Below are 20,125 nucleotides of genomic sequence, written 5' to 3' on the forward strand. Positions count from 1 at the left end.
TGAAAAAATAAACCTTTATTTTCGTGCGTATTTATTGGCACTGAGTAAATAGATGATTTATTTTTGTACATACATAGTGAAATTTATCTTTACTCAAATAACACACCAGCATTTTTAATGCACCACAGCAGAACAAGCAACAACTAACTCACTGATTTAAAAGAGTTAAAAAGCTATTGAAGTTATTACACCAATAATACCCATGCAATATATATAAATAGCGTGATATCTAAATTATAATTCTTTAACATCCGGCTGATTGGTGAGGTAAGAATGCGGTTAATGATCATGTTGGTAAGCTTTGTACTCTCCACCCAGCTATGGGCAGGTGAACTTTCCAGGCCCACCGGTAAAGTGCTTTTAACGCTGTCGGGTAATATTGAAAATACAAATGCAGACGGGAAAGCCGTTTTTGATACCGCCAGCCTTGAGAAGCTGGGCATGGTCAGTTTCCAGACCACCTCCCCCTGGTATAATGGGCGCACTACCTTTACGGGTATTCCGCTACAAAAGCTCATGGATTATGTCGGGGCGAACGGCTCTGTTGTTAAGGTCACTGCACTTAATGACTACACCACTGTTATCCCTCTTAGTGATTTCAAAAAATACAATGCTATCCTTGCGTTAAAAATCAACGGAAAATATATGCGCATCCGTGACAAAGGCCCGTTATTCATTGTGTACCCCTATGACAGCATGCCAGAACTGAATAATCAGATTTATTATTCAAGGTCTGCATGGCAGGTCAGTAGTATGGATATTGAGTAAGCGTTCAGAGGAACATCATGAACAGAATACTGGCTGGCATCATCTTTTTTCTTTTTATATCTACCGGGTATATCTCTTTCCTCGTGCATGAACGACAACAAGAGTTACAGAAACTGACTCACTACACCGATTCCTGGTCTGCTGCTCAGCTGGTATCACAATATTACCGATTTGAATCGTTGCTTGGTCTTTACACTATCGATGATACGATGAATCTCGATGATGTACGCATGCGCCTCGACATTATGCTTAGCCAGAGTGATTTGATAAAAGAAGGTGACCTGGGGCGCTACATCGAAAGCAATATAGCCCACCGCGAGCTGGCGGTAAAACTTGAAAATACCCTTAGTTTTCTGGATGTTAATCTAGAAAAAATGAACCGTTCAGCACTCCAGGCTTATCTGAAAAAAATGCATACTCTGGATGCGCCACTGGGTCGTCTTTCATCTGGTGCGTTAAACAAAGATGTTAACTCGATCAATAACGCCAACCAAAAAATTCAGACGCTGTACTATATTTATTCTGCAACCTCTGTGCTGCTGATAATACTGAGTGCGATTCTGGGCGTGCTCATTTTCTATCAAAACAGAAATATTCTGCGGGCGCACCTGCAGGTCAAGTGTCTTGTCGAAGAACTGCAGAAATCTAAAGAAAAACTGCAAATTCAGAATGCTAAACTGGAATATGACGTCTACCATGACTCTCTTACCGAGATGAATAACCGTCAGCTATTCTGGAGCGATTTAAATAAAACAATTGAGAGAGCAGAAAAAAATCACGATTCTGTGACTGTGATGTTGTTTGATTTAGATCGATTCAAAGAGGTAAATGATACGTATGGTCATGATGCCGGTGATATGTTGCTACGCCAGATATCTGACCGACTGGTTTCGATGAGTCTTACTTCGGATACGCTGTATCGCCTGGGTGGAGATGAATTTGCGTTTCTCTCAAGCGGCCTGACAGAAAGCCACGCCGTTTCGCGCGCCCAGAAAATATGTGAATTTATCAGCCAGCCCTACACTATTTATAACACGATTATCAACATAACCACCTGTGTTGGCATTGTTATCTCAGACACTGAACGTCGTTCCGACTATCTTTATAAATTTGCCGATCTGGCCCTTTATGAAGCCAAAGGTGAAGGCTCTGGTAAGATAAAAGTTTTCCGACAACGAATGTTAGAAAAGCTACAAGAAAGCAGAACGCTTGAGCATGATATGGCATTGGCAATAGTGAACAAAGAATTCGTGGTTTATTATCAGCCCATTGTTGACTCCTTCAGCCAGGAAATTTATAGCTATGAAGCCCTAATTCGTTGGCTCCATCCTCTAAAGGGCCTCCTGTCGCCGGATAGCTTTATTCCTGTTGCTGAAAAAACCGGAATGATTAATGAGATGGGGAAAGCTGTGCTTGAAATTGCCTGCCGGGAAGCGGCTTGTTGGGCGGTTCCGGCTAAAATTTCAGTGAATGTCTCTCCTGTCCAGCTAAGCAGCAAAGCCTTTGTTGGTATCGTACTGTCTATTCTGAAAGAAACTGGACTCCCAGCCGATCGTCTTGAACTGGAAGTAACAGAATCCTCTCTCTTCACTGAGAGTACGACGCCGATGAATACACTTAATAAACTCAGAGCCATGGGTGTAAAAATCTCCATCGATGATTTTGGTACCGGATATTCTTCCCTTTCGCGCCTGAGCAGGCTTGCCTTCGATAAAATTAAAATAGACAAGTCGTTTGTCCATTCAATATCCACACAGGAAGATGCGCTTAATATCATCAAACTGATCACCGGCATGGCGAAATCCCTCAATATGAAGGCTGTTGCTGAAGGTGTTGAAACGCAGGAACAACTAAAAAGCCTTCAGGCGCTGGGCTGCGATTTCGCCCAAGGATATCTGTTTGGTAAACCTCAGCCTTGTATCGATGAGAAAATCAGAAACGGTTGAATCGCTCCCAGGCTATTTGATCATCAACCGTAGCGCTAAATCATTCGGATAAGGATCAAAATAGTTCTGGGTAAGCAGATAGCTGTCTGGGTATTCAGCCAGATAGTGCTTGAGTAGCGTCAGAGGCGCCAATATTGGCAGCAGCCCACCGCTATAGTTGAGGATAACGTCACGTAACTCTCCGCGCTGGCGTGTGTTCAACTGTTCGCGGAAGTAGCCCTGGATATGCATCAATACGTTGGTGTGATTTTTCCGTGAGGCGGGCTTTTTGAGGATCGTCATGAGCTTTTCACGATAGACAACAAAAAAAGCCTCCAAATCATCCCACTGGTGAAGCGAGGCAACGAATGGGCCGATTTCCCGGTAACCGGCCTGGTGATGAGCCAGAAGCTGGAGCTTATAGCGACTGTGAAAGTTGAGTAAGCCATGGCGAGTAAGACCATTGGCCCGCAGCCTGTTAAGCTCATGCAATGCGAACACGCGTTCGACAAAGTTCTCCCTCAGCACTGGATCGTGCAAGCGGCCATCTTCTTCGACTGGCAACCACGGGTAGGTTTCCATTAACGCGCCAGTAAACAGACCAGTCCCTTCTTTTCGCCCACGATTTCCCTTCTCGTCATACAGTCTCACTCTTTCCATACCGCAACTCGGTGATTTAGCACAGACGATAAAACCCGAGAGGCCATCAAGTCCCTGAAGATATGAGTTGGTGAAATCGGACATTTTATCGGTTACATCCTCACCAGGCGCATGGCTAAAACAGATGCGGACATTCCCTTGGGCGGTTTGAACCAGACGCAACGCGGGACGTGGTACAGGCAAACCGATGGACATCTCTGGGCAGACAGGTTTGAAAGTCACCCACTGAGCCAGCTCGTCCATTACAAACCCCATCCGTTTATGCCCACCGTCGAATCGCACGGCTGAACCAGTTAAACATCCACTAATCCCGATGACAGGCTGAGTGTTCATAACAACCCCCTCGTTAATTGACGACCCTTTTCGGGAAAAAAATGACGGTTTCACTATTAAATCATAGCGTACGTTATCTGCTGTGAGTTGAACTGATAGATGCAAGTGTAAGTATCCCCCATAATCGTGCCATTCCTAATGAATATTTAGGCGGGATACAAACCAGGCAATCAAAGAATCCAATTAAAACAGCAAAGGCAGGTACTGTAGATATATAGATCTCTAAATTGATGTTCATCACATTGACAGGTTCTTACGTGAATTCGACTTCAATCTCTTTATATACTCTTTATTTGTTCATATCTTCATGAGGAATAAAGAATGTTCGATCATGTGAAAATCGGTGTAAGTGATTACGAAAAAAGTAAAATTTTCTTTCTCAACGCGCTTCAGCCGCTTGGCGTAGAACTCATCGATGAAGGCACACCAAGCTACGGTGTTGAAATGGGCTCCGAGAATGTTTCACTTTGTCTGTTCCAGACGAATGACAAGCCGGCTCCTCTGCATCTGGCGTTTGTCGCAAAAACCCGGCAGCAAGTTGATGAATTTTACAATGCTGCTTTGCGCACGGGAGCCCAGGATAACGGAGCACCTGGCTTACGTTCCTATAGTGAAAACTACTATGCCGCATTTGTCATTGCACCTGATGGCCATAATATTGAGGCGGTCTGCCATGCGCCGGACTGATTAAGGTGCAGTTTGGATATCGAAAAATTATTCGACGTTGATATTGAATCTGTCTGAAGAGCTGTAATAACGCTGCTTATTTGAAGCTATAGCATAAGAGTATCGTTGAAAAGAAGGAATTCGTATATGTCTAAGATTAAGTTTGAACTGAGGCGTGGATAGCTCTCCCGCCAGTGAAGCAAGGACAATAAGAATGTAGCCTTAGTGCAACATCTTTATTCTAAATATCTGCAGCTAAAGTTGGTAAATCCCCTGAACGGTTCTATAGTCGGGACTGCTTCTCATTACAGGGTTCACTAATGCGATTTAACGGACTGACTAAAGGTTTCTTCATTTTCATACTTGCCCTCGTGACCTGGGCGTTCTTCGATGTATTGTCCCCCTACTTTTCCGCCATTTTGTGGGCCGCGATATTAACGACTATCTTTAACCCGGTAAAAAACAGACTGCGTAGCGCGCTTGGCGAACGCAACGGGCTGGCATCGTTGATTACCATCGTCATTATCTGTCTGATTGTCTTTATCCCGCTGATGGTAATCCTGTCATCGCTGGCCATTGAACTGAACGTGGTATACACCAAACTGCAACAGAATGACACGCAGTTCCCGGAAGTCGTCACTTCTATTCTTTCGTACCTTCCTGACTGGGCCAGAGGATTTCTGGCAGAACACAATCTGGATGATGTCGCGCAGATCCAGAAAAAACTGTCCGATGTCGTGCTGCAAGGCGGGCAGTACCTTGCTGGCAGTGCATTTCTGATCGGGAAAGGCACATTCGGCTTTGCTATCAGCTTTGGCATCATGCTGTATCTGCTGTTCTTCTTACTGAAGGATGGACCGTATCTGGTGCGCCAGATTCTGGACTCATTACCCCTTTCTGATTTTGCCAAACAGCACCTGTTTGCCAAATTCGTCGGCGTGACGCGGGCAACCGTCAAGGGCACGGCGGTCGTCGCTTTGGTTCAGGGTATTCTTGGCGGCATCGCGTTTGCAATTGTGGATATCGACGGCAGCGTTCTGTGGGGGGCGTTGATGGCGTTTCTCTCCCTCGTGCCTGCCGTGGGCTCAGCGATCGTCTGGGTCCCTGCAGCAATATTCCTGTTCGCCACCCACCAGCTATGGCAAGGGCTGTTTATCGTTGGCTTCTTCGTGATTATCGTTGGGCTGGTGGACAATATCCTGCGCCCGCTGCTGGTAGGTAAAGACACCAAAATGCCGGACTATCTGATTTTGATTACCACTCTCGGCGGCATGGAGATCTACGGCATTAACGGCTTTGTGATTGGCCCCCTGATTGCTGCACTATTCATAACCTGCTGGAACCTGTTTTCCGGGCGTGACCATGAAGGTAACGTGGAAGGAATCGACGAAGCCTTTATGGAAGAAGGAAAAAATCCTCCAGATTTATGATTGCAGGACGATAACAGAAGGCGGTTTCGGGACCGCCTTTTTTATTTTCACGCAAAATCATGCGTTTCCTATAATTGCAATCATGCGTATTCATTAATCGTCGCAGAAGGAACTAATCAGTGCGAATTGCCACAATCACCAACTGGGCCTATAGCGCGACGGTATGCCTGACCATCGCTTCAGGCGTTGTCATGCTGATGGCATCCAGCGCCGATAACACAGAACGCCAGGTGGTAGAACAGCGTTATCAGTTCGATCAACTTACCGAAGAAGTCGAACTCGATGCCTGGTCGCTGTCCGACCTGGCACGCGACTATGTTATTGCAAAAGATCCTGAGGTGCTTGACGCCTACCGTCAGAAAGAAACGTCGCTGAAAGCTGTTGAGCATCGTCTGTCGAAGCTCAAGGACCTTGGAGCAACGGATGAAGAGCTGGCGCTATTGCACGAAGGGCTGCAGATTGTTGATGCCCTGCAGGACGAGCAAGCTGCGGCGCTTGCCAGCATCGCGCGCGCAGAAGAGTCGCAGGCTATTGCCCTGCTCTATGGGAAAAGCTATGAACAGGAACTGGAACGCGCCCAGGACCGGATAGATCATTTCCGCCAACTGCTCGATAACCGCGTACGTAATACGATTGAAGATGCAACCCAGTCATCCCGCATGCTGCGGACGGCCTCTGAAGTGATGGTCGGTCTGACGGCGCTGCTGTTTTTATTCGTTCTCGGTTTCATTTTAAAGCGTCGCGTCCTGCGCCCCGTCGTGCGTTTGAGCGATGTCGTAAACCGTCTCGCATCGCAGGATTATGCCGTTGAGACGCCCAGTTTTAACCAGATAGATGAAATAGGCGACATGGCACAGGCGATCCGGATATTTCGCGAGAACGGTCTGGCGCGTCAGAGACTGGAGAAAGAGCGAGATGCAGACTGGGCAATCCGCGATCTGCTGGCGCGCATGACGCAACGTCTGCAGGGTTGCGAGAGTTTTGCCGATGTCATCAATGTGGCAGAGCTGTTTGCACCGAATATTGCTCCAGGTATCGCCGGGCGGCTTTACATACTGGACCAGGAACCCTGGCAAATGCGCTGCGTTGCACAATGGCTTTCTCCGCAGGGTAAAGCGGATGCGTTCCACCCGGACGAATGCTGGGCTGTGCGCCGCGGCCAGAGTCATCCTCCGGTACAAGGTGAACCCGATATCGCCTGCTACCATCTGCCAGAGTCATGCCAGCACCACACTCTGTGCGTCCCGCTGATTGCCCAGGGCGAAGCCATCGGCCTGCTCTCATTCCAGAACCTTAGCGATGATTCAGCCCCCTCCCGTGCATATCTGGAGCTGATGGCAGAAGCACTCGGCCTCGCATTAGCCAACCAGCGTCTGCGTGACGCCCTGCTGGAGAAAGCGCTCTACGATCCGCTAACCGGACTGCGCAACCGTCATCATCTTGAAGATACACTGCGTACCCAGATGAGCCAGGCAGTGCGTAACAAAGAACCGATCAGTTGCCTGATGATCGATATCGATCATTTTAAAAGTATTAATGACCGCTTTGGCCATGAGGCAGGCGATAGCGTAATCAAAAGTATCGCTGCGACTATTCAGCGCGTTGTCCACGACAGCGGCATGGCCTTCCGCTACGGCGGTGAAGAGTTTCTGGTACTGCTGGCCAATACGGATGAACAGGCCGCTAACCGCTTTGCTACGGAAATCTACAACGGCGTACGCGAACTGTCGCTGCGCTTTGGCGTTTCCGATATTGGACACGTGGATGTCTCTATAGGTGTCGCCAGTTACCCGCAGCATGCCCAGAGCGACAACCTGTTACGCGCCGCAGATGTCGCACTGTACCGCGCGAAAGAGTTAGGTCGTTCGCGCATTGTGAGCTTTGGCATGCTGGAAGCGAGCTGATAGGAGCCAGCACTTCGGGCATTGCTTCACCTCTACGCCAGGTGGTATGTTAATTGGATGAACACAAAACACGATATCAACGGTTTTAATCACAACCTGTGGTGGCTGCCTTCTTAAAGGCGGTCAGAATGTGTTTTCCTCATTTTAAATAACCGCCGAAAGGCGGTTATTTGCATTTAGAGACCCCTTTCGGTTTTATGACTAAGGAGTCTTACATGAACAATAAAACCATCATCCTCACTGGCGATCGTCCCACCGGCCCGCTGCATCTTGGCCATTATGTGGGGTCATTGCGCCAGCGCGCCACGCTGCAACACGATTATCAGCAGTTTATATTGGTGGCTGACCTACAAGGGTTAACCGATAACGGCAGCACACCGCAAAAGATCCGCAACAATATTCCCGAAGTACTTGCCGACTATCTTGCCGCAGGAATAGACCCGTCACTTACCACCATCTGTCTGCAATCTGCACTGCCTGCTCTCGCAGAGTTAACCGCGCTTTATATGAACATCGTCACCGTGGCTCGCGTGGAGCGTAATCCTACGGTCAAAAACGAAATTGCGCAGAAAGGGTTCGCCCGCTCGTTACCGGTTGGTTTTCTGGTTTATCCCATCAGTCAGGCGGCAGATATTACGGCCTTCAAAGCCGAAGTCGTTCCCGTCGGCGACGATCAGTTGCCAATGATTGAACAGACTAATGAGATAGTGCATAAGATGAATAGCCTGTTACCGGCCCCCGTCCTATCGCACTGCAAAGCGCTGCTGAGTGAAACCAGCCGCCTTCCAGGGATCGACGGAAATGCCAAAATGTCAAAATCGCTTGGTAACACATTGCTCCTGTCAGCCAGCGAAGAAACCATTCACCGCGCGGTTAGCGCAATGTACACCGACCCTAATCATCTGAAAGTGTCCGACCCAGGGCAAATAGACGGCAATATGGTATTCACTTACCTCGATGCTTTTCATCCGGATAAAGCAAAAGTGGCGGAAATGAAAACGCATTACCAACGGGGTGGACTGGGTGACCGGACATGCAAAAACGAGCTGGAAGTGTGCTTACAAGAACTCATCGCGCCAATGCGCGAGCGGCGTGCAACCTACATTCAGGATAAAGGCATGCTGATGGCGATGCTCAAAAAAGGAAGCGAGCAGGCGCACGAGATTACGCAGCAGACATTAAGAGAAGTGAAGCAAGGACTGGGTTTGCCGGTGTTCTGATATCGAGTTGCAACAGGAGCGATAAGTAACGATAACTCCCGTCTGAATGCCACCGCCGGGAGTTATCAGAAGCTGGCTCGCGTTTTATCGAAAAAATTAAGGGTAAAAATCAATCTCCTTTAACCCGCTGAAAAATCTTGTCCCGATACGCATCAAGATGATGTTTTTGCAGATAACGTTCCACCTCCGTAGCCCATTGGGTTCCCTCACCGAGAGTAGCGCGGCTATGCGTTGACGCGTAAAGATATCGTCTGTCATAGAGACTAATCAGCGTCTGATTTACCGCATTGACACTGTAATTGGGGTTGTTAGCCAGCTGCTTTTCCAGCGACTGAACGATACGCGCCTGATGGGCAGCATCGGCAGGAAATTCCGTTTCATTAAGCTCGCTCAACACCAGAAATAAAGGGGGGATCTGCTCTTCAATCGCCGCCTGTAATCGATAATGCCCATCAAGGATCACATAAGATCCTAATCCGGCGATATACCAGACCAGTATCGGCGGCAACGTCCCCTCTCGGCATTTTTTACGCCACCATTTTAATCTCCCCGTATTGGGTTGAATGGCATAACGCCCCCGCAGCAAATAACCGCCCCACCACCAGTCAACCAATCTGACGTTTTCCGGCTGCGTCAGATCTGGGAAATCTTCACCGTACAGCGTCCACTGGCAGTTAATATTTTCAGTGCTTTCTGGCGCTGAGAAACGCCAGTTTTCTAACGCAATGGGTTGGGGACTGGAATAGCTCGATGAACATTGAATCGGTAACATCGGTCTTATCAACCAACGCTGCGGTGAGAGTAATGGTGTTGGCGCATTCATTAACTGACGAACAAAATACCGGCACCATTCGCCGATCCGCACCTGCTCGCCTTTGGCTTTTATCCGTTCAATATCTTCAGAAGTTACCGCAGGTAATATCTCCTGGCTCCGTGGATGATCTGCATTAAAAACCAGCCAAACGCCGGAATGATCTTCAAGCATTGAAGCCCAGAATAACGGCTCTCCGGCGAGCTGCAATGCCATACGCCCAAAATGGCCACTGAGCATTTCCATCGCTGGCTCAGTTCTTTGATTTTCTTTGAAGATCAGTTCCAACCCTTGCCACTGGTTATTACGATCAACCAGGTCTTTCCACCAATAATCTGTCATTGCCGCCTTCCCTGAGTAACGGGTTAATATCCCATGAGCTTCGCCATCGGTCAGCAAGGGTGTCTTGCGTTGAGAATAAGATGCATTGTGTCAAAATCCAACCTCCCTATCGATGAGTGGCGTCAATCCCCCTCCAGAGAGGGGGTTGATTAGCGTCAGTATGAGGTCCGTCTGTATTGACGATACTGCGGATGCCAAAAAATCTCGTCAATTTTGCCTCGTAATGATTCCTCCGGTATACGAATGGCTACGCCATCGCGTTGCGCTGCAATACCAACATTAAAGGCAATGGCCTTTGTTACCTCCTGAATATTATTTATATCCGGTAATAATGGAGAATCTTTATTGCTTTTCATTGGCGAAAAAGAGGCTAACGTTCGGCTTGCCGTTATTAACATATTTTCTGTAATTCGTGTGGCGCGGCTTGCCAGACACCCTAGACCAATACCAGGGAAGATGTAAACATTATTACATTGTGCAATGGGATACTCCTTTCCTTTGTATATTACGGGATTAAATGGACTTCCCGTTGCAACAATGGCGTTTCCCTCTGTCCATTCAATAATATCTTCCGGCCTCGCCTCGACCCGCGAAGTTGGGTTGGATAACGGCATGATTATTGGGAACTTACAGTACTTGTACATTTCCCTAATAATAGCTTCGCAAAACAAGCCTGGTTGGCCGGTAACACCTATCAACACCGTAGGATGCGCGTGACAAACAACATCCATCAGCGTCATTTTTTCGCTTTCCACACCCCAGCTTTCGACGATCGTTCGAGGCTGTGACAGTTGTCGCTGAAAAGGTGGAAGGTTTGCCTGGTCATCAGTCAACAATCCGAACCGATCCACCATAAAAATTCTGGCGCGAGCTTCCACTTCAGACAAGCCTTCAGCGATCATCTGCTGAATAATATGCTCCGCAATACCGCAACCAGCCGATCCGGCCCCCAGAAATACAACCGTTTGCTCGCATAATGAACGACCGGAGACTGAGCTTGCCGCCATTAAACATCCTAGCGCGACGGCAGCAGTTCCCTGGATGTCGTCATTAAAACAGCACATCTCATCTCTGTATCGCTCCAGAAGAGGAAGTGCCGTTTGCTGAGCAAAATCCTCGAATTGCAGTAGGACCTCAGGCCATCGACGTTTAACCGCGTTTATGAACATATCCACAAACTCAAAATATTCTTCCCCGGTAATTCTTGGGTGACGCCATCCCATATAAAGAGGATCATTTAGCAGTTGAGAATTATTGGTTCCAACATCCAGCAGAATGGGTAATGTATTTGCCGGATTTATACCACCGCAGACGGTATACAAAGACAGTTTGCCGATTGGAATCCCCATGCCACCAATACCTTGATCCCCAAGTCCCAGGATCCGTTCACCATCGGTGACGACGATGACACGAATATGCTGTTTCGTGGCATTGTGCAATATATCATCGATTTTATGGCGATCCGGCCATGCGATAAATAACCCTCTGGCCCTACGGTAAATATCAGAAAAATGTTCGCATGCATGGCCAACAACAGGTGTATAAATAATAGGTAGCATTTCTGCTAAATGTTTATTCACCAGATAATAGAATAGTGTTTCGTTAGTGTCCTGAATGTTCCTAAGGTAGATATGCTGTGCAATAGCAGACTTAAAATCGCTAAACTGGCGATATGCTCGATGGGATTGCTCCTCAATTGTTTCAACTGCATTGGGTAGCAATCCTTCCAGATTGAATATCACTCGTTCCTCTTCGCTAAAACCACTTCCTTTATTAAGAAGAGGAGATTCGAGTAGAACAGAACCTGAGTAAGGAATATAGAGCAAATTATCCACATTTTCATTTAACATAGTGTTCATCCAGATAAAAACCTTCCGTATTCAGTTACTCTTACATACTGGAAATTAGCGTATTAGCGATTAGCATAGTTATGATTCCACCAAGTGCCGGAATGACCGTTCTGCGCACGATCATAAATGGGGAACACTCTCCCGATTTACTGACGGCAATAATAATACCGGCAACAGGCGACATTGCGCGTCCCATCCCAGCCATCAGTTGCATTGGCAGAAGCATATGTACGGCGTTCATACCAAATTTTGTTGCAATAGACTGCGCCATACCGGCAAATGAAAAGAAGGCTGCAACCCCCGACCCTGTCAGTACGGCCGTTACCCCGACCAAACATGCCATTACAATCGTCATGCTGGTGAAACCAAAGCCAGCGTTATGTGTCGCATCGAGTAAATAATCCACTGCACCAATTTTTTGTAAACCCTGTGCGAAAATTTCGGCGCATACCAGTAATGAAACGATATTGGTAAACATACTCCCCATACCTTTAAAGAAGACTTGTACTCCCTTGCAGCACTCTTTAAAGTTTCGTTTTACACATAGCTCAAAAATAAAGGCGACAATAGTTCCAATAACCATTGCAGTCACGACATCTACTTTAATGGTATCAACAACCAACGGACTGAACACCAATACCAGAACGACAGGAAAAATGGGCAATAACCCGTAGAACTTAGGTGCTGGCGCGTCATCTTTTTCAGCAATCTCGGGTTGCACAGCACATTGTGACGCAACAACATGTCCATCTTTTTTGTCAAAATATTTCGCCGTAAAATAGATTAATATAGAAACGACAACCATCACCGCCGCAGCTACCGGCATCTGATAATGAGCAAAATACAGTGCTGTTTCCATGCCAGCATATTCAGCAGCTAAGTTCGCGGTGCCAACGGCCGGCCCAAGATCCATAAAGGCACACATGCCAATCATAGCCGCGGCAGCAGCCTTACTTACCCCAAGCCGAACCAAAACCGGGAAAAATGTCACCAGCAATAACATTGCAAGGCCCGCAGCACTGGAGATGGCAACATGGAGCAATTGCGCAAAAATGTAGCCGATGGCAAGGATCAGGTAAGGTGCTTTTAAAGCCTCCAGCGGCCGAATGCAGACATCAACCATGGCCTTTGAAGCTTTAATATGATCCATATAGCTGGCGAAACCACCGGCCGCCATAATAATCAAACCGATCCCTGCTACCTGCGTTGATAATGAACCTTTTACAAAAGCAAATATATCAATCCAGACAGACCCTGTGGATTTTGCATTTCCATATAAGATACTTTTTTCAGGGTAGAAAATGGCTGTAATTGTTAACAAGGAAAGCCCCGCTAACAGCAAAACAGTTTGCGGCTGGTAATTCTTGATAATTAACCAAGCCGCAACGACAGTAATAACTATCGCAATAATAAAAGCACTCATGGATATTTCCTGTTATTTATTCGTCAAGATATCAATAATCCATATAGCCACAGTGGTTACATGAGGATAACAAACAATAATGTCGTTGAGTGTGCATGATGTGTTTAGCTAAAATTATGCCCCATCATCAGAATTAATATCGTTAAGCATCATTCCAGCAACCAGTGCGGTTCTGGTAACGATATTTTCGGGTAATATATGCTCATGGAGCGCATGGATACCGGCTCCTGTCGCACCAAGGCCATCTAATGTAGGAATACCTAACGCCGCGGTGAAGTTTCCATCACTACCACCTCCAGCCGATTTCGCGGTAATCGTAATGCCCAGTATTTCCGCAATCTTTTGCGCTTTTTCAAATAGCTGTTCGGAAGCTGAAGAACGTTCCATCGGTGGGCGAGTTTGCCCTCCTTCAATCCTGAGTTGACTACCCTGCAAATGAGGTGTCAAACGGGTGATAGCATCATGGATCCGTGCAGCTTCTGACTGATTTTCCACTCTGGTATCAATTTCTAATTCGGCAGAATCCGCGACGACATTGACCCGACTGCCACCCCGTACAATACCAACGTTAACGGTGGTACCGCGCTCAGGATCATTCAACTCTCGCAATTTGAGGATCTGAAAAGCCATTTCCTCAATAGCACTAACCCCCTCATCAGGATTATTGCCTGCATGCGCAGCAAGACCTGTGATAGCAATGCGGTAACGGCCAGTGCCTTTACGGGCAATTTTTAAATCACCATGAGTTGTCGCCGGTTCAACAACCAATACTTGCTCAGATCCTGTAGCATTACGGATAATCCATTCCTTCGAACTTGGACTTCCGAGTTCTTCATCACTATTGCACAGGAAAACAATGCGCTTACCACCGAGATGCCCGCTCTCTTTTAACGCACGAACCGCCCAGATAGACTGAATCATCCCGGCTTTCATATCGAGGATCCCCGGGCCATACCATTTCCCCTCTTCTTCGCGAAGTGAGAGTACCCCTTTATCCCAGACCGTATCAAAATGCCCCAAAATTGTGGTTTGCGGGCCCTCTTTTCCCAGAACAAATTTTAACTGGTTACCGTAATGTGTCTGTTTTTCAGTTTCAGCCTGTATACCCAGACGCTTTTCGAAAATAGCTTTTAAAACGTCACCACAGTGGTCAACAGCAGCTTTATCAGTTGAAGGAGACTCAGCCAGTACCAAATCGCTGATATCTTCCATAATAAGGTCAGTATGTTTCTGTAAGTAATTAACAACGCTCTTCATTGCCACACTCTCCGCATAGGTATTTAGCATTAGTATGTGATGAATCCCGGTTGAAAAAGAATCAGGCTCCTATGCTATTATTGTTGCTTTCAGGTCAACAATAATGGCAAAAACATGACATTGAGCACCTATCCAGAAAAAGCGATCCGTTATTTATATATGGTCGGATTGTACGGTGGGATCCGCAGAGCCGCCGACATCCTTGGCTTTAACCCTTCGGTTGTCAGTCGCCAAATCTCTCTTCTGGAAAGAACAATACAGCTGCCATTATTGGAGAAAAGAGGACGTAACGTTGTCCTCACCGAGGCGGGAAGATTACTGGCTGATGACTACGCCATTACTCAACAAAAACGCAATGAACTTGAGCGGCAACTCAGCGATATGCGCCATATGCGTGGAGGGACAGTTACGCTGCGCGTTGGACAAGGGATGGTCCAGGAAATCATTACCCACGTCGTGAGCGATTTTGCCCAAATCTACCCGAATGTGTTTGTAGATATCACTTCTGGCAACATGGAAACGTCGATGGAACTCATTGCAAGAGGTGAAATGGATATGGCCGTGGGATTTGGTCCCGTTGGGCAACCGGCACTTAAACGATATAGCTATAATCGGGGAGCCATTTGTGCCATTGTCAGGAAGGATCATGTTATTTCTGATTTAAAGAAAGTAACGCTTCAGGAACTTTCCCGGCATCGCCTGATTGCTATGCATGACAATTTTGGGCTTCAGCGATATCTCACTGCGATGTTTCGCGATGAAGCGATTATGTTCAGGCCATCCTACTGCTGTAATTTGTTTACCAGCGCAATAGCCCTGTGCCGTGCGGGACTGGGGATTGCTTTTATGACAGAACAAACCGCTAATGCAAATTCTTATCCTGGGGAATTGACGGCAATACCGATTGATCATCATATTGCCAGAGAGTGTCAGTGGCATGTATTGCGTAGCTCCGATCATCGTTTTACACCGGCTGCTCATTACTTATGGAAGTTGCTGTGTAATTATTTAAGTGACTCCAGCACGTAGAAATGTAAAAACATCACGCAGTTTAACAATCAGGTGTGACTCGCCCGACGCACAGCCTGAGTAAATAGCATTCTGCAAAATTAACAAAATACAATCATTTCAAAACTCAAAAAAAAACATATAAATCATTACGATAAACAATTACTGGGACAGTTAATAGCGGGTTATAGCAGCTATTAATGTGTCCCTTTTTATGTCCCTGCTCCTAAAGATGCCCCCAAAATCACGCCTCAAGTGGGGTAAAACCACTCCAAAACCACACAGGTTATTCAAGCCTCTCATCATCCGTACTTATGGCCTTCAACTATTCAAATTTCACGTGAAAAACAGTACCTCCTCATACGACTGCTCAGTGCCAACAGCGGACATTGTTTCGGTCTACTGTCAGTGTTGTAACTTTTCTTAACTGACTGTTTTTGTGGGGCTGGCGGGAATTGAATCTGCGAGCACACAGAAAAGTGATCCAGAAAATTAACCATTAAAGGCAATTTATCCGTAACCGATCCCCACTTAACATAAGTGCACGACTGGTTATTTCATTAATTTAGTAATATTGGGCCGATTGCGATATTTATTATCCCATGGCATACCATAGCCAATGAGTAGATCATCACTCTCCATTTCATAGGCAAAATACTGTTTTACAGGAATATTCACTCTTCCAGGTTTGACGAAGAGGACGGCAACAGACAGGGATGCTGGATTGAAATTATCTAAGATATATTTAATAAGGCGCTTCATTGTACCACCTGATTCTATTGCATCATCAATAAGAATGACATGACGATTTTCAATCTCAATATTTTGATGGTAAACAATAGTGGAGTTGTTATTTCGTTCCCCAGGTGTGTGAGGGCAGGATATGTAATCCATGCTTACATCAAACTTCAGCTTTCTTGTTAAGTCTGCTGTATAGAGAATACCGCCTGGAACAACAGTTATAACAACAGCATCGGTGTAGTCATTGTTCAACTGCTCAGCCACACGACTGACACCGACAGCAATACTTTCTTCATCAAGAATAACTTCACCAATATGATGATTCATCGTTCGAACTCCACGTATGTTGTAATAACGAACTAAGCATTCAACTTATCAATCAAAAAGACTTCTTTCCGATTAATTTTCAACCAGAGACAATAGCCTGTTTGCAAGTATTTCACCATCGTGTTTACCACGCACCCAGACATCTTCAAACTCATCCAGCACACAGGTGTAGCGGGTTGATTCATTGATTTCATCCGAGAGATAGGCAAATTCACCCACATATTTTTCAATTGAAAGAAATCTCTGATTTCCCAGAACCATCAACTCAGGCAAGGCAATGGATGCGTCTGCATTGTGCCATTGCTGGATAAAACGATTAGCAACATCCTGCAAACCCAGTCCATGACTCTCACGGCATTCTAAAATATTAGCGATCAGTGCTACGGGGCATCCTGCTTTTGCTATGGCTGCGATTACGCCCTTAACCTGAAGATGTGGCATGATACTGGTATAAAAACTGCCAGGACCGAAAGCGACAAGATCCGCGTTCTTTATGGCTTCCAGCACGGCAGTATTTACCTGAGCATTGCTTCCGTTGGACGTTTGCAATGTGACAGAATTGATGCCAATCTCCGCCTGTTGCCTAGAAAGATGGGTAATTCTGTCCTGAGGTGAAACATGCTGCCCATCATTAAGATTAGCGGAAAGCACAAGATCATTATTGAGTGAAGAAGGCCAGACTTCTCCTGTAATGCCGCAGAGTTTTCTGAAAACAAAAATCGCGGTATTCATATCCCGATTATGTGCCAAATAGGCGCCGGTTAAGATGAAATTCCCGATACTGCCATTACGGTAGTCAAATGCGACACCCACAGTGGTAGAAAAAATCTGGAGATAATTAACAATTGCGCCTCTCAATCCAGTATCGAGGCGCTCAAGCAAAGGATGTCTGTCCTCCGCATAAGCCTGAAATTCTCTCAAAGCTTCCTGAGTTTCCCCCTCGGATGATAAACGGGTATTGCAGATGCGAACGATATCACCCGAACAGTTTTCACCATAGGCCATGGTCATTAGCGCCTGGCGGATATCACCTACAGATAATACATCGATATTTTCTCTAATTGATCGTGAGCTTCCACCGCTATCCCACGCAGGAACAATACGAGTCAAAGAAACTGGATGGTGGCAAAGCGCAATATTCAGAGAACGGCATGCACTGCCACCAGAAAACAAAACAATACGCTTCACTTTAAATCTCCTGGTGCAATTTTAGTGTTTTACTTAATGCCAGACTTAGCATTAATACGAGAATCATGAGTGCCGCTACAAAGATAAAGGCCGCAGGCAAAGAACTTCGGTGGGCAATAAAACCAATCATGGCTGGTCCTGCAAGTACGCCGATATACCCCATCGTAGTCACAGCTGGAACTGCAACTGCCTGCGGCATGCTCTGCTGTTTGCCAATCTGGCTGAACATAACAGGTACAATGTTTGCGCAGCCTGCGCCTATAAAGAAATAGCCGGCAAGGAGTGCGGGAATTGAGCTAACCAGGATAATGAGGCAAAAACCGAAAAAGGCCAGAATTGCACCGTAAATGACGACAGGCAAAGCGCCAAGGCGACTAATGACCGCATCACCGCTAAGTCTTCCCACCGTCATAGCGACAGCAAAGCAAGTGAAACCGAGACCTGCCTGAGAATCCGCAACTTGCCTTACTTCCGACAGATAAACAGCACTCCAGTCAAGTACGGTTCCTTCAGCCAGAAAAACGATAAAGCAGATGACACCTAAGAGCAGGACATCTCCTTTAGGAAAGGAAAATGATGGGCCTTCTGCTGGGCTGGCATAGGTAAGAAGTTGTCTGTAACTGGTTATTAACAACAAGAAGATAATGAGACAGACTGACAATGATGCTGTGTGAATGTTCAGACCAACAGTGAGCAGGCCGGTCATTACGCCAGCTCCCGCAATACCTCCTACGCTATACATCCCATGGAAACCGGACATAAGTGGGATGCTTTCGTTTTTCTCTACCAGTATTGCCTGAATATTCATGGCGCAGTTGGCAAGGCCAATCCCAGTGCCGAACGTGAGTAGAAGAAGGCCAAGTGAAACGGGGTCATTGGCTAATGTTAAAAACGGCATGGATAACAGAATAATCAGTACTGCACAGCCGATAATTTTACGACAGCCGAAGCGAGCTGTGAGAGGCCCTGCAAGGGGCATAGAAATAATAGCGCCCCCTCCTAGGCACAGGAGTAAAACACCCAAAACTGCCTCGTTAGCTCCAGTATTAATTTTTGCAAAAGGGACCATCACAGCCCAGGCTGACGTTGCCAATCCTGCGATGAAGAATATGCATCGTGTTGCAACTTTTTCGTTCATTCTTGTGCTCGCTTTGCGTTCGTTACGAGAGCGGTCTTTCGCATTTTCGCACTGCACCAGCCTGACTCATGGATACACAAATGTTGCTCTGATAATGAGATAAAGGGGCACGGTCGAAACATGCTTTAACCAGCTGAAATTTATGTTGATTTATGAATCCCCTATGCGCCGGGGAGTAATGTAAATCAACGGAGTTGACACAGATAATATGAATGCACGATCATGCACCCTCTTGCTCGTTTAAATGAACTTAGGAGTTAACGTGCTCGATTATGCAGTTTTTCCGGATCAACGACAAGCCCTAATTCGTGAGCTCTTACAAGAAAAAGGACGGGTTGTTTGTGTCGAGCTTTCTGCTCAACTAGGTGTGTCAGAACACACAATTCGCCGTGATTTACATGAGCTTAGTAAGGATGGCGTTTGCAAAAAGGTATACGGTGGGGCTGTGGCCACACTGCCTGAAGTAGGGAATTATGCTGATCGCACAACTACAAAAACAGATGAAAAGAGCATGATCGCGCAAAAGTGCGCGCAACTTATCAAAGCAAATAGCTGTATCTTTATCGATTCAGGCACGACGAATCTTGCTATGGCCATAGCTCTTCCGGAGTCAGTGGCTTTAACTGTGGTGACAAACTCGCCAGAAATAGCTGCCATTCTATTAAGAAAACCGTTATGCGAAGTCATCATGTTGGGTGGAGCGGTTCAACGCTCATCTGGAGGGTGTGTTGGCAGTCCTGCCCTTGAACAAATTAAAGCAATTATCTTCGATCAGGGTTTCATCGGAGGTTGTGCAATGTCGTTAGAATCAGGTCTGACTGGTTTCGATTATGCTGATTGTGAGTTCAAGAAAGCGGTTATCAGACAGTGCAGCGAAGTGATTGTGGGATTAACATCCGACAAGATCCCTGCGGCCGCTCGCTATGTCGTTGCAAGTAGCAGCCAGATAGATGTGCTCGTCATTGAGGGGGGGGGGAGCAAAAAATATGCTGAAGTATTCCAGGAAGCTGATCTTCAGATTTATGAAATTTAGGGTAAGACTGTGCTGCCAGTCCGCATAACCCCCATGTCTGACTGTTTATGCTAACGCCGTTGTGGGGGGGGAAGTGCAAACGTCTGCTGTTCGCTCACAGC

At 46.5% G+C, this 20,125-nt stretch carries 16 protein-coding genes; 8 read left to right on the plus strand and 8 right to left on the minus strand.

Going from position 1 to position 20,125, the window contains the following annotated elements; genetic code table 11:
• Window positions 1-273 precede the first annotated feature (273 nt).
• Both SK35_RS13510 and SK35_RS13515 read left to right on the plus strand, forming a co-directional pair.
• Window positions 274-768, plus strand: coding sequence for a molybdopterin-dependent oxidoreductase (locus SK35_RS13510; RefSeq protein ID WP_048214277.1), 495 nt, complete (start codon window positions 274-276; stop codon window positions 766-768).
• Window positions 769-785: 17 nt separating this feature from the next.
• Window positions 786-2,714 carry a putative bifunctional diguanylate cyclase/phosphodiesterase gene (locus SK35_RS13515; RefSeq protein WP_048214278.1) on the plus strand — a complete coding sequence of 643 codons (1,929 nt, stop codon included), beginning with the start codon at window positions 786-788 and terminating at the stop codon, window positions 2,712-2,714.
• 12 nt (window positions 2,715-2,726) lie between these two features.
• Here the strand turns inward: SK35_RS13515 and SK35_RS13520 are convergent, their stop codons facing one another.
• Window positions 2,727-3,686, minus strand: a complete 960-nt coding sequence (locus SK35_RS13520; RefSeq protein WP_048214279.1) for a YbgA family protein — start codon at window positions 3,684-3,686, stop codon at window positions 2,727-2,729.
• 321 nt (window positions 3,687-4,007) lie between these two features.
• On the opposite strand from SK35_RS13520, the gene SK35_RS13525 reads away from it, so the two are divergent.
• From SK35_RS13525 to trpS, 4 genes are all read left to right on the plus strand, one after another.
• Entirely contained in the window at window positions 4,008-4,373 is a 366-nt protein-coding gene (locus SK35_RS13525; protein WP_048214280.1) for a VOC family protein, read from the plus strand.
• 299 nt (window positions 4,374-4,672) lie between these two features.
• Window positions 4,673-5,782, plus strand: a complete 1,110-nt coding sequence (locus tag SK35_RS13530; RefSeq protein ID WP_003832733.1) for an AI-2E family transporter — start codon at window positions 4,673-4,675, stop codon at window positions 5,780-5,782.
• Window positions 5,783-5,901: 119 nt separating this feature from the next.
• A complete protein-coding gene (locus tag SK35_RS13535) occupies window positions 5,902-7,686 on the plus strand; it encodes a diguanylate cyclase (RefSeq protein WP_048214281.1) in 1,785 nt (594 codons plus the stop codon).
• A 215-nt stretch (window positions 7,687-7,901) separates the two neighbouring features.
• Window positions 7,902-8,906 (plus strand): tryptophan--tRNA ligase, encoded by a 1,005-nt coding sequence (trpS, locus tag SK35_RS13540; RefSeq protein ID WP_048214282.1) that lies wholly within the window; start codon window positions 7,902-7,904, stop codon window positions 8,904-8,906.
• A 109-nt stretch (window positions 8,907-9,015) separates the two neighbouring features.
• On the opposite strand, the gene SK35_RS13545 is transcribed toward trpS, so the two are convergent.
• From SK35_RS13545 to SK35_RS13560, 4 genes are all read right to left on the minus strand, one after another.
• Complete coding sequence (locus SK35_RS13545; protein ID WP_048214283.1) at window positions 9,016-10,059, minus strand: ParB/Srx family N-terminal domain-containing protein; 1,044 nt, start codon at window positions 10,057-10,059, stop codon at window positions 9,016-9,018.
• 155 nt (window positions 10,060-10,214) lie between these two features.
• Entirely contained in the window at window positions 10,215-11,909 is a 1,695-nt protein-coding gene (locus tag SK35_RS13550; RefSeq protein WP_048214284.1) for an NAD-dependent malic enzyme, read from the minus strand.
• Between the two features lie 40 nt (window positions 11,910-11,949).
• A complete protein-coding gene (gene dcuC, locus SK35_RS13555; protein WP_048214285.1) occupies window positions 11,950-13,332 on the minus strand; it encodes a C4-dicarboxylate transporter DcuC in 1,383 nt (460 codons plus the stop codon).
• 114 nt (window positions 13,333-13,446) lie between these two features.
• On the minus strand, window positions 13,447-14,589 hold the full coding sequence (locus SK35_RS13560; protein WP_048214286.1) for a M20 family metallopeptidase: 1,143 nt from the start codon (window positions 14,587-14,589) through the stop codon (window positions 13,447-13,449).
• A gap of 114 nt (window positions 14,590-14,703) precedes the next feature.
• Here SK35_RS13560 and SK35_RS13565 point away from each other — a divergent pair, with 114 nt between their 5' ends.
• Entirely contained in the window at window positions 14,704-15,618 is a 915-nt protein-coding gene (locus SK35_RS13565) for a LysR family transcriptional regulator (protein ID WP_048214287.1), read from the plus strand.
• Window positions 15,619-16,149: 531 nt separating this feature from the next.
• Here SK35_RS13565 and SK35_RS13570 read toward each other — a convergent pair.
• From SK35_RS13570 to SK35_RS13580, 3 genes are all read right to left on the minus strand, one after another.
• Window positions 16,150-16,665: a phosphoribosyltransferase gene (locus SK35_RS13570; protein WP_003832724.1), complete on the minus strand. Its 516-nt coding sequence runs from the start codon at window positions 16,663-16,665 to the stop codon at window positions 16,150-16,152.
• A 72-nt stretch (window positions 16,666-16,737) separates the two neighbouring features.
• Window positions 16,738-17,853: a gluconeogenesis factor YvcK family protein gene (locus tag SK35_RS13575; protein ID WP_003832723.1), complete on the minus strand. Its 1,116-nt coding sequence runs from the start codon at window positions 17,851-17,853 to the stop codon at window positions 16,738-16,740.
• Window position 17,854: 1 nt separating this feature from the next.
• Window positions 17,855-18,991 (minus strand): MFS transporter, encoded by a 1,137-nt coding sequence (locus SK35_RS13580; protein ID WP_048214288.1) that lies wholly within the window; start codon window positions 18,989-18,991, stop codon window positions 17,855-17,857.
• Between the two features lie 262 nt (window positions 18,992-19,253).
• On the opposite strand from SK35_RS13580, the gene SK35_RS13585 reads away from it, so the two are divergent.
• Complete coding sequence (locus SK35_RS13585) at window positions 19,254-20,024, plus strand: DeoR/GlpR family DNA-binding transcription regulator (protein WP_048214289.1); 771 nt, start codon at window positions 19,254-19,256, stop codon at window positions 20,022-20,024.
• Window positions 20,025-20,125 lie beyond the last annotated feature (101 nt).

Source organism: Citrobacter sp. MGH105, assembly GCF_001037485.2.
Taxonomy (GTDB): Bacteria; Pseudomonadota; Gammaproteobacteria; order Enterobacterales; family Enterobacteriaceae; genus Citrobacter; species Citrobacter portucalensis.

What these genes read in the sequence shown, in the direction of transcription:
- SK35_RS13510 (WP_048214277.1), top strand. Translation starts at nt 274, where the DNA reads ATGCGGTTAATGATCATGTTGGTAAGCTTTGTACTCTCCACCCAGCTA.
- SK35_RS13515 (WP_048214278.1), top strand. Translation starts at nt 786, where the DNA reads ATGAACAGAATACTGGCTGGCATCATCTTTTTTCTTTTTATATCTACC.
- SK35_RS13520 (WP_048214279.1), bottom strand. Translation starts at nt 3,686, where the DNA reads ATGAACACTCAGCCTGTCATCGGGATTAGTGGATGTTTAACTGGTTCA.
- SK35_RS13525 (WP_048214280.1), top strand. Translation starts at nt 4,008, where the DNA reads ATGTTCGATCATGTGAAAATCGGTGTAAGTGATTACGAAAAAAGTAAA.
- SK35_RS13530 (WP_003832733.1), top strand. Translation starts at nt 4,673, where the DNA reads ATGCGATTTAACGGACTGACTAAAGGTTTCTTCATTTTCATACTTGCC.
- trpS (WP_048214282.1), top strand. Translation starts at nt 7,902, where the DNA reads ATGAACAATAAAACCATCATCCTCACTGGCGATCGTCCCACCGGCCCG.
- SK35_RS13545 (WP_048214283.1), bottom strand. Translation starts at nt 10,059, where the DNA reads ATGACAGATTATTGGTGGAAAGACCTGGTTGATCGTAATAACCAGTGG.
- SK35_RS13550 (WP_048214284.1), bottom strand. Translation starts at nt 11,909, where the DNA reads ATGTTAAATGAAAATGTGGATAATTTGCTCTATATTCCTTACTCAGGT.
- dcuC (WP_048214285.1), bottom strand. Translation starts at nt 13,332, where the DNA reads ATGAGTGCTTTTATTATTGCGATAGTTATTACTGTCGTTGCGGCTTGG.
- SK35_RS13560 (WP_048214286.1), bottom strand. Translation starts at nt 14,589, where the DNA reads ATGAAGAGCGTTGTTAATTACTTACAGAAACATACTGACCTTATTATG.
- SK35_RS13565 (WP_048214287.1), top strand. Translation starts at nt 14,704, where the DNA reads ATGACATTGAGCACCTATCCAGAAAAAGCGATCCGTTATTTATATATG.
- SK35_RS13570 (WP_003832724.1), bottom strand. Translation starts at nt 16,665, where the DNA reads ATGAATCATCATATTGGTGAAGTTATTCTTGATGAAGAAAGTATTGCT.
- SK35_RS13580 (WP_048214288.1), bottom strand. Translation starts at nt 18,991, where the DNA reads ATGAACGAAAAAGTTGCAACACGATGCATATTCTTCATCGCAGGATTG.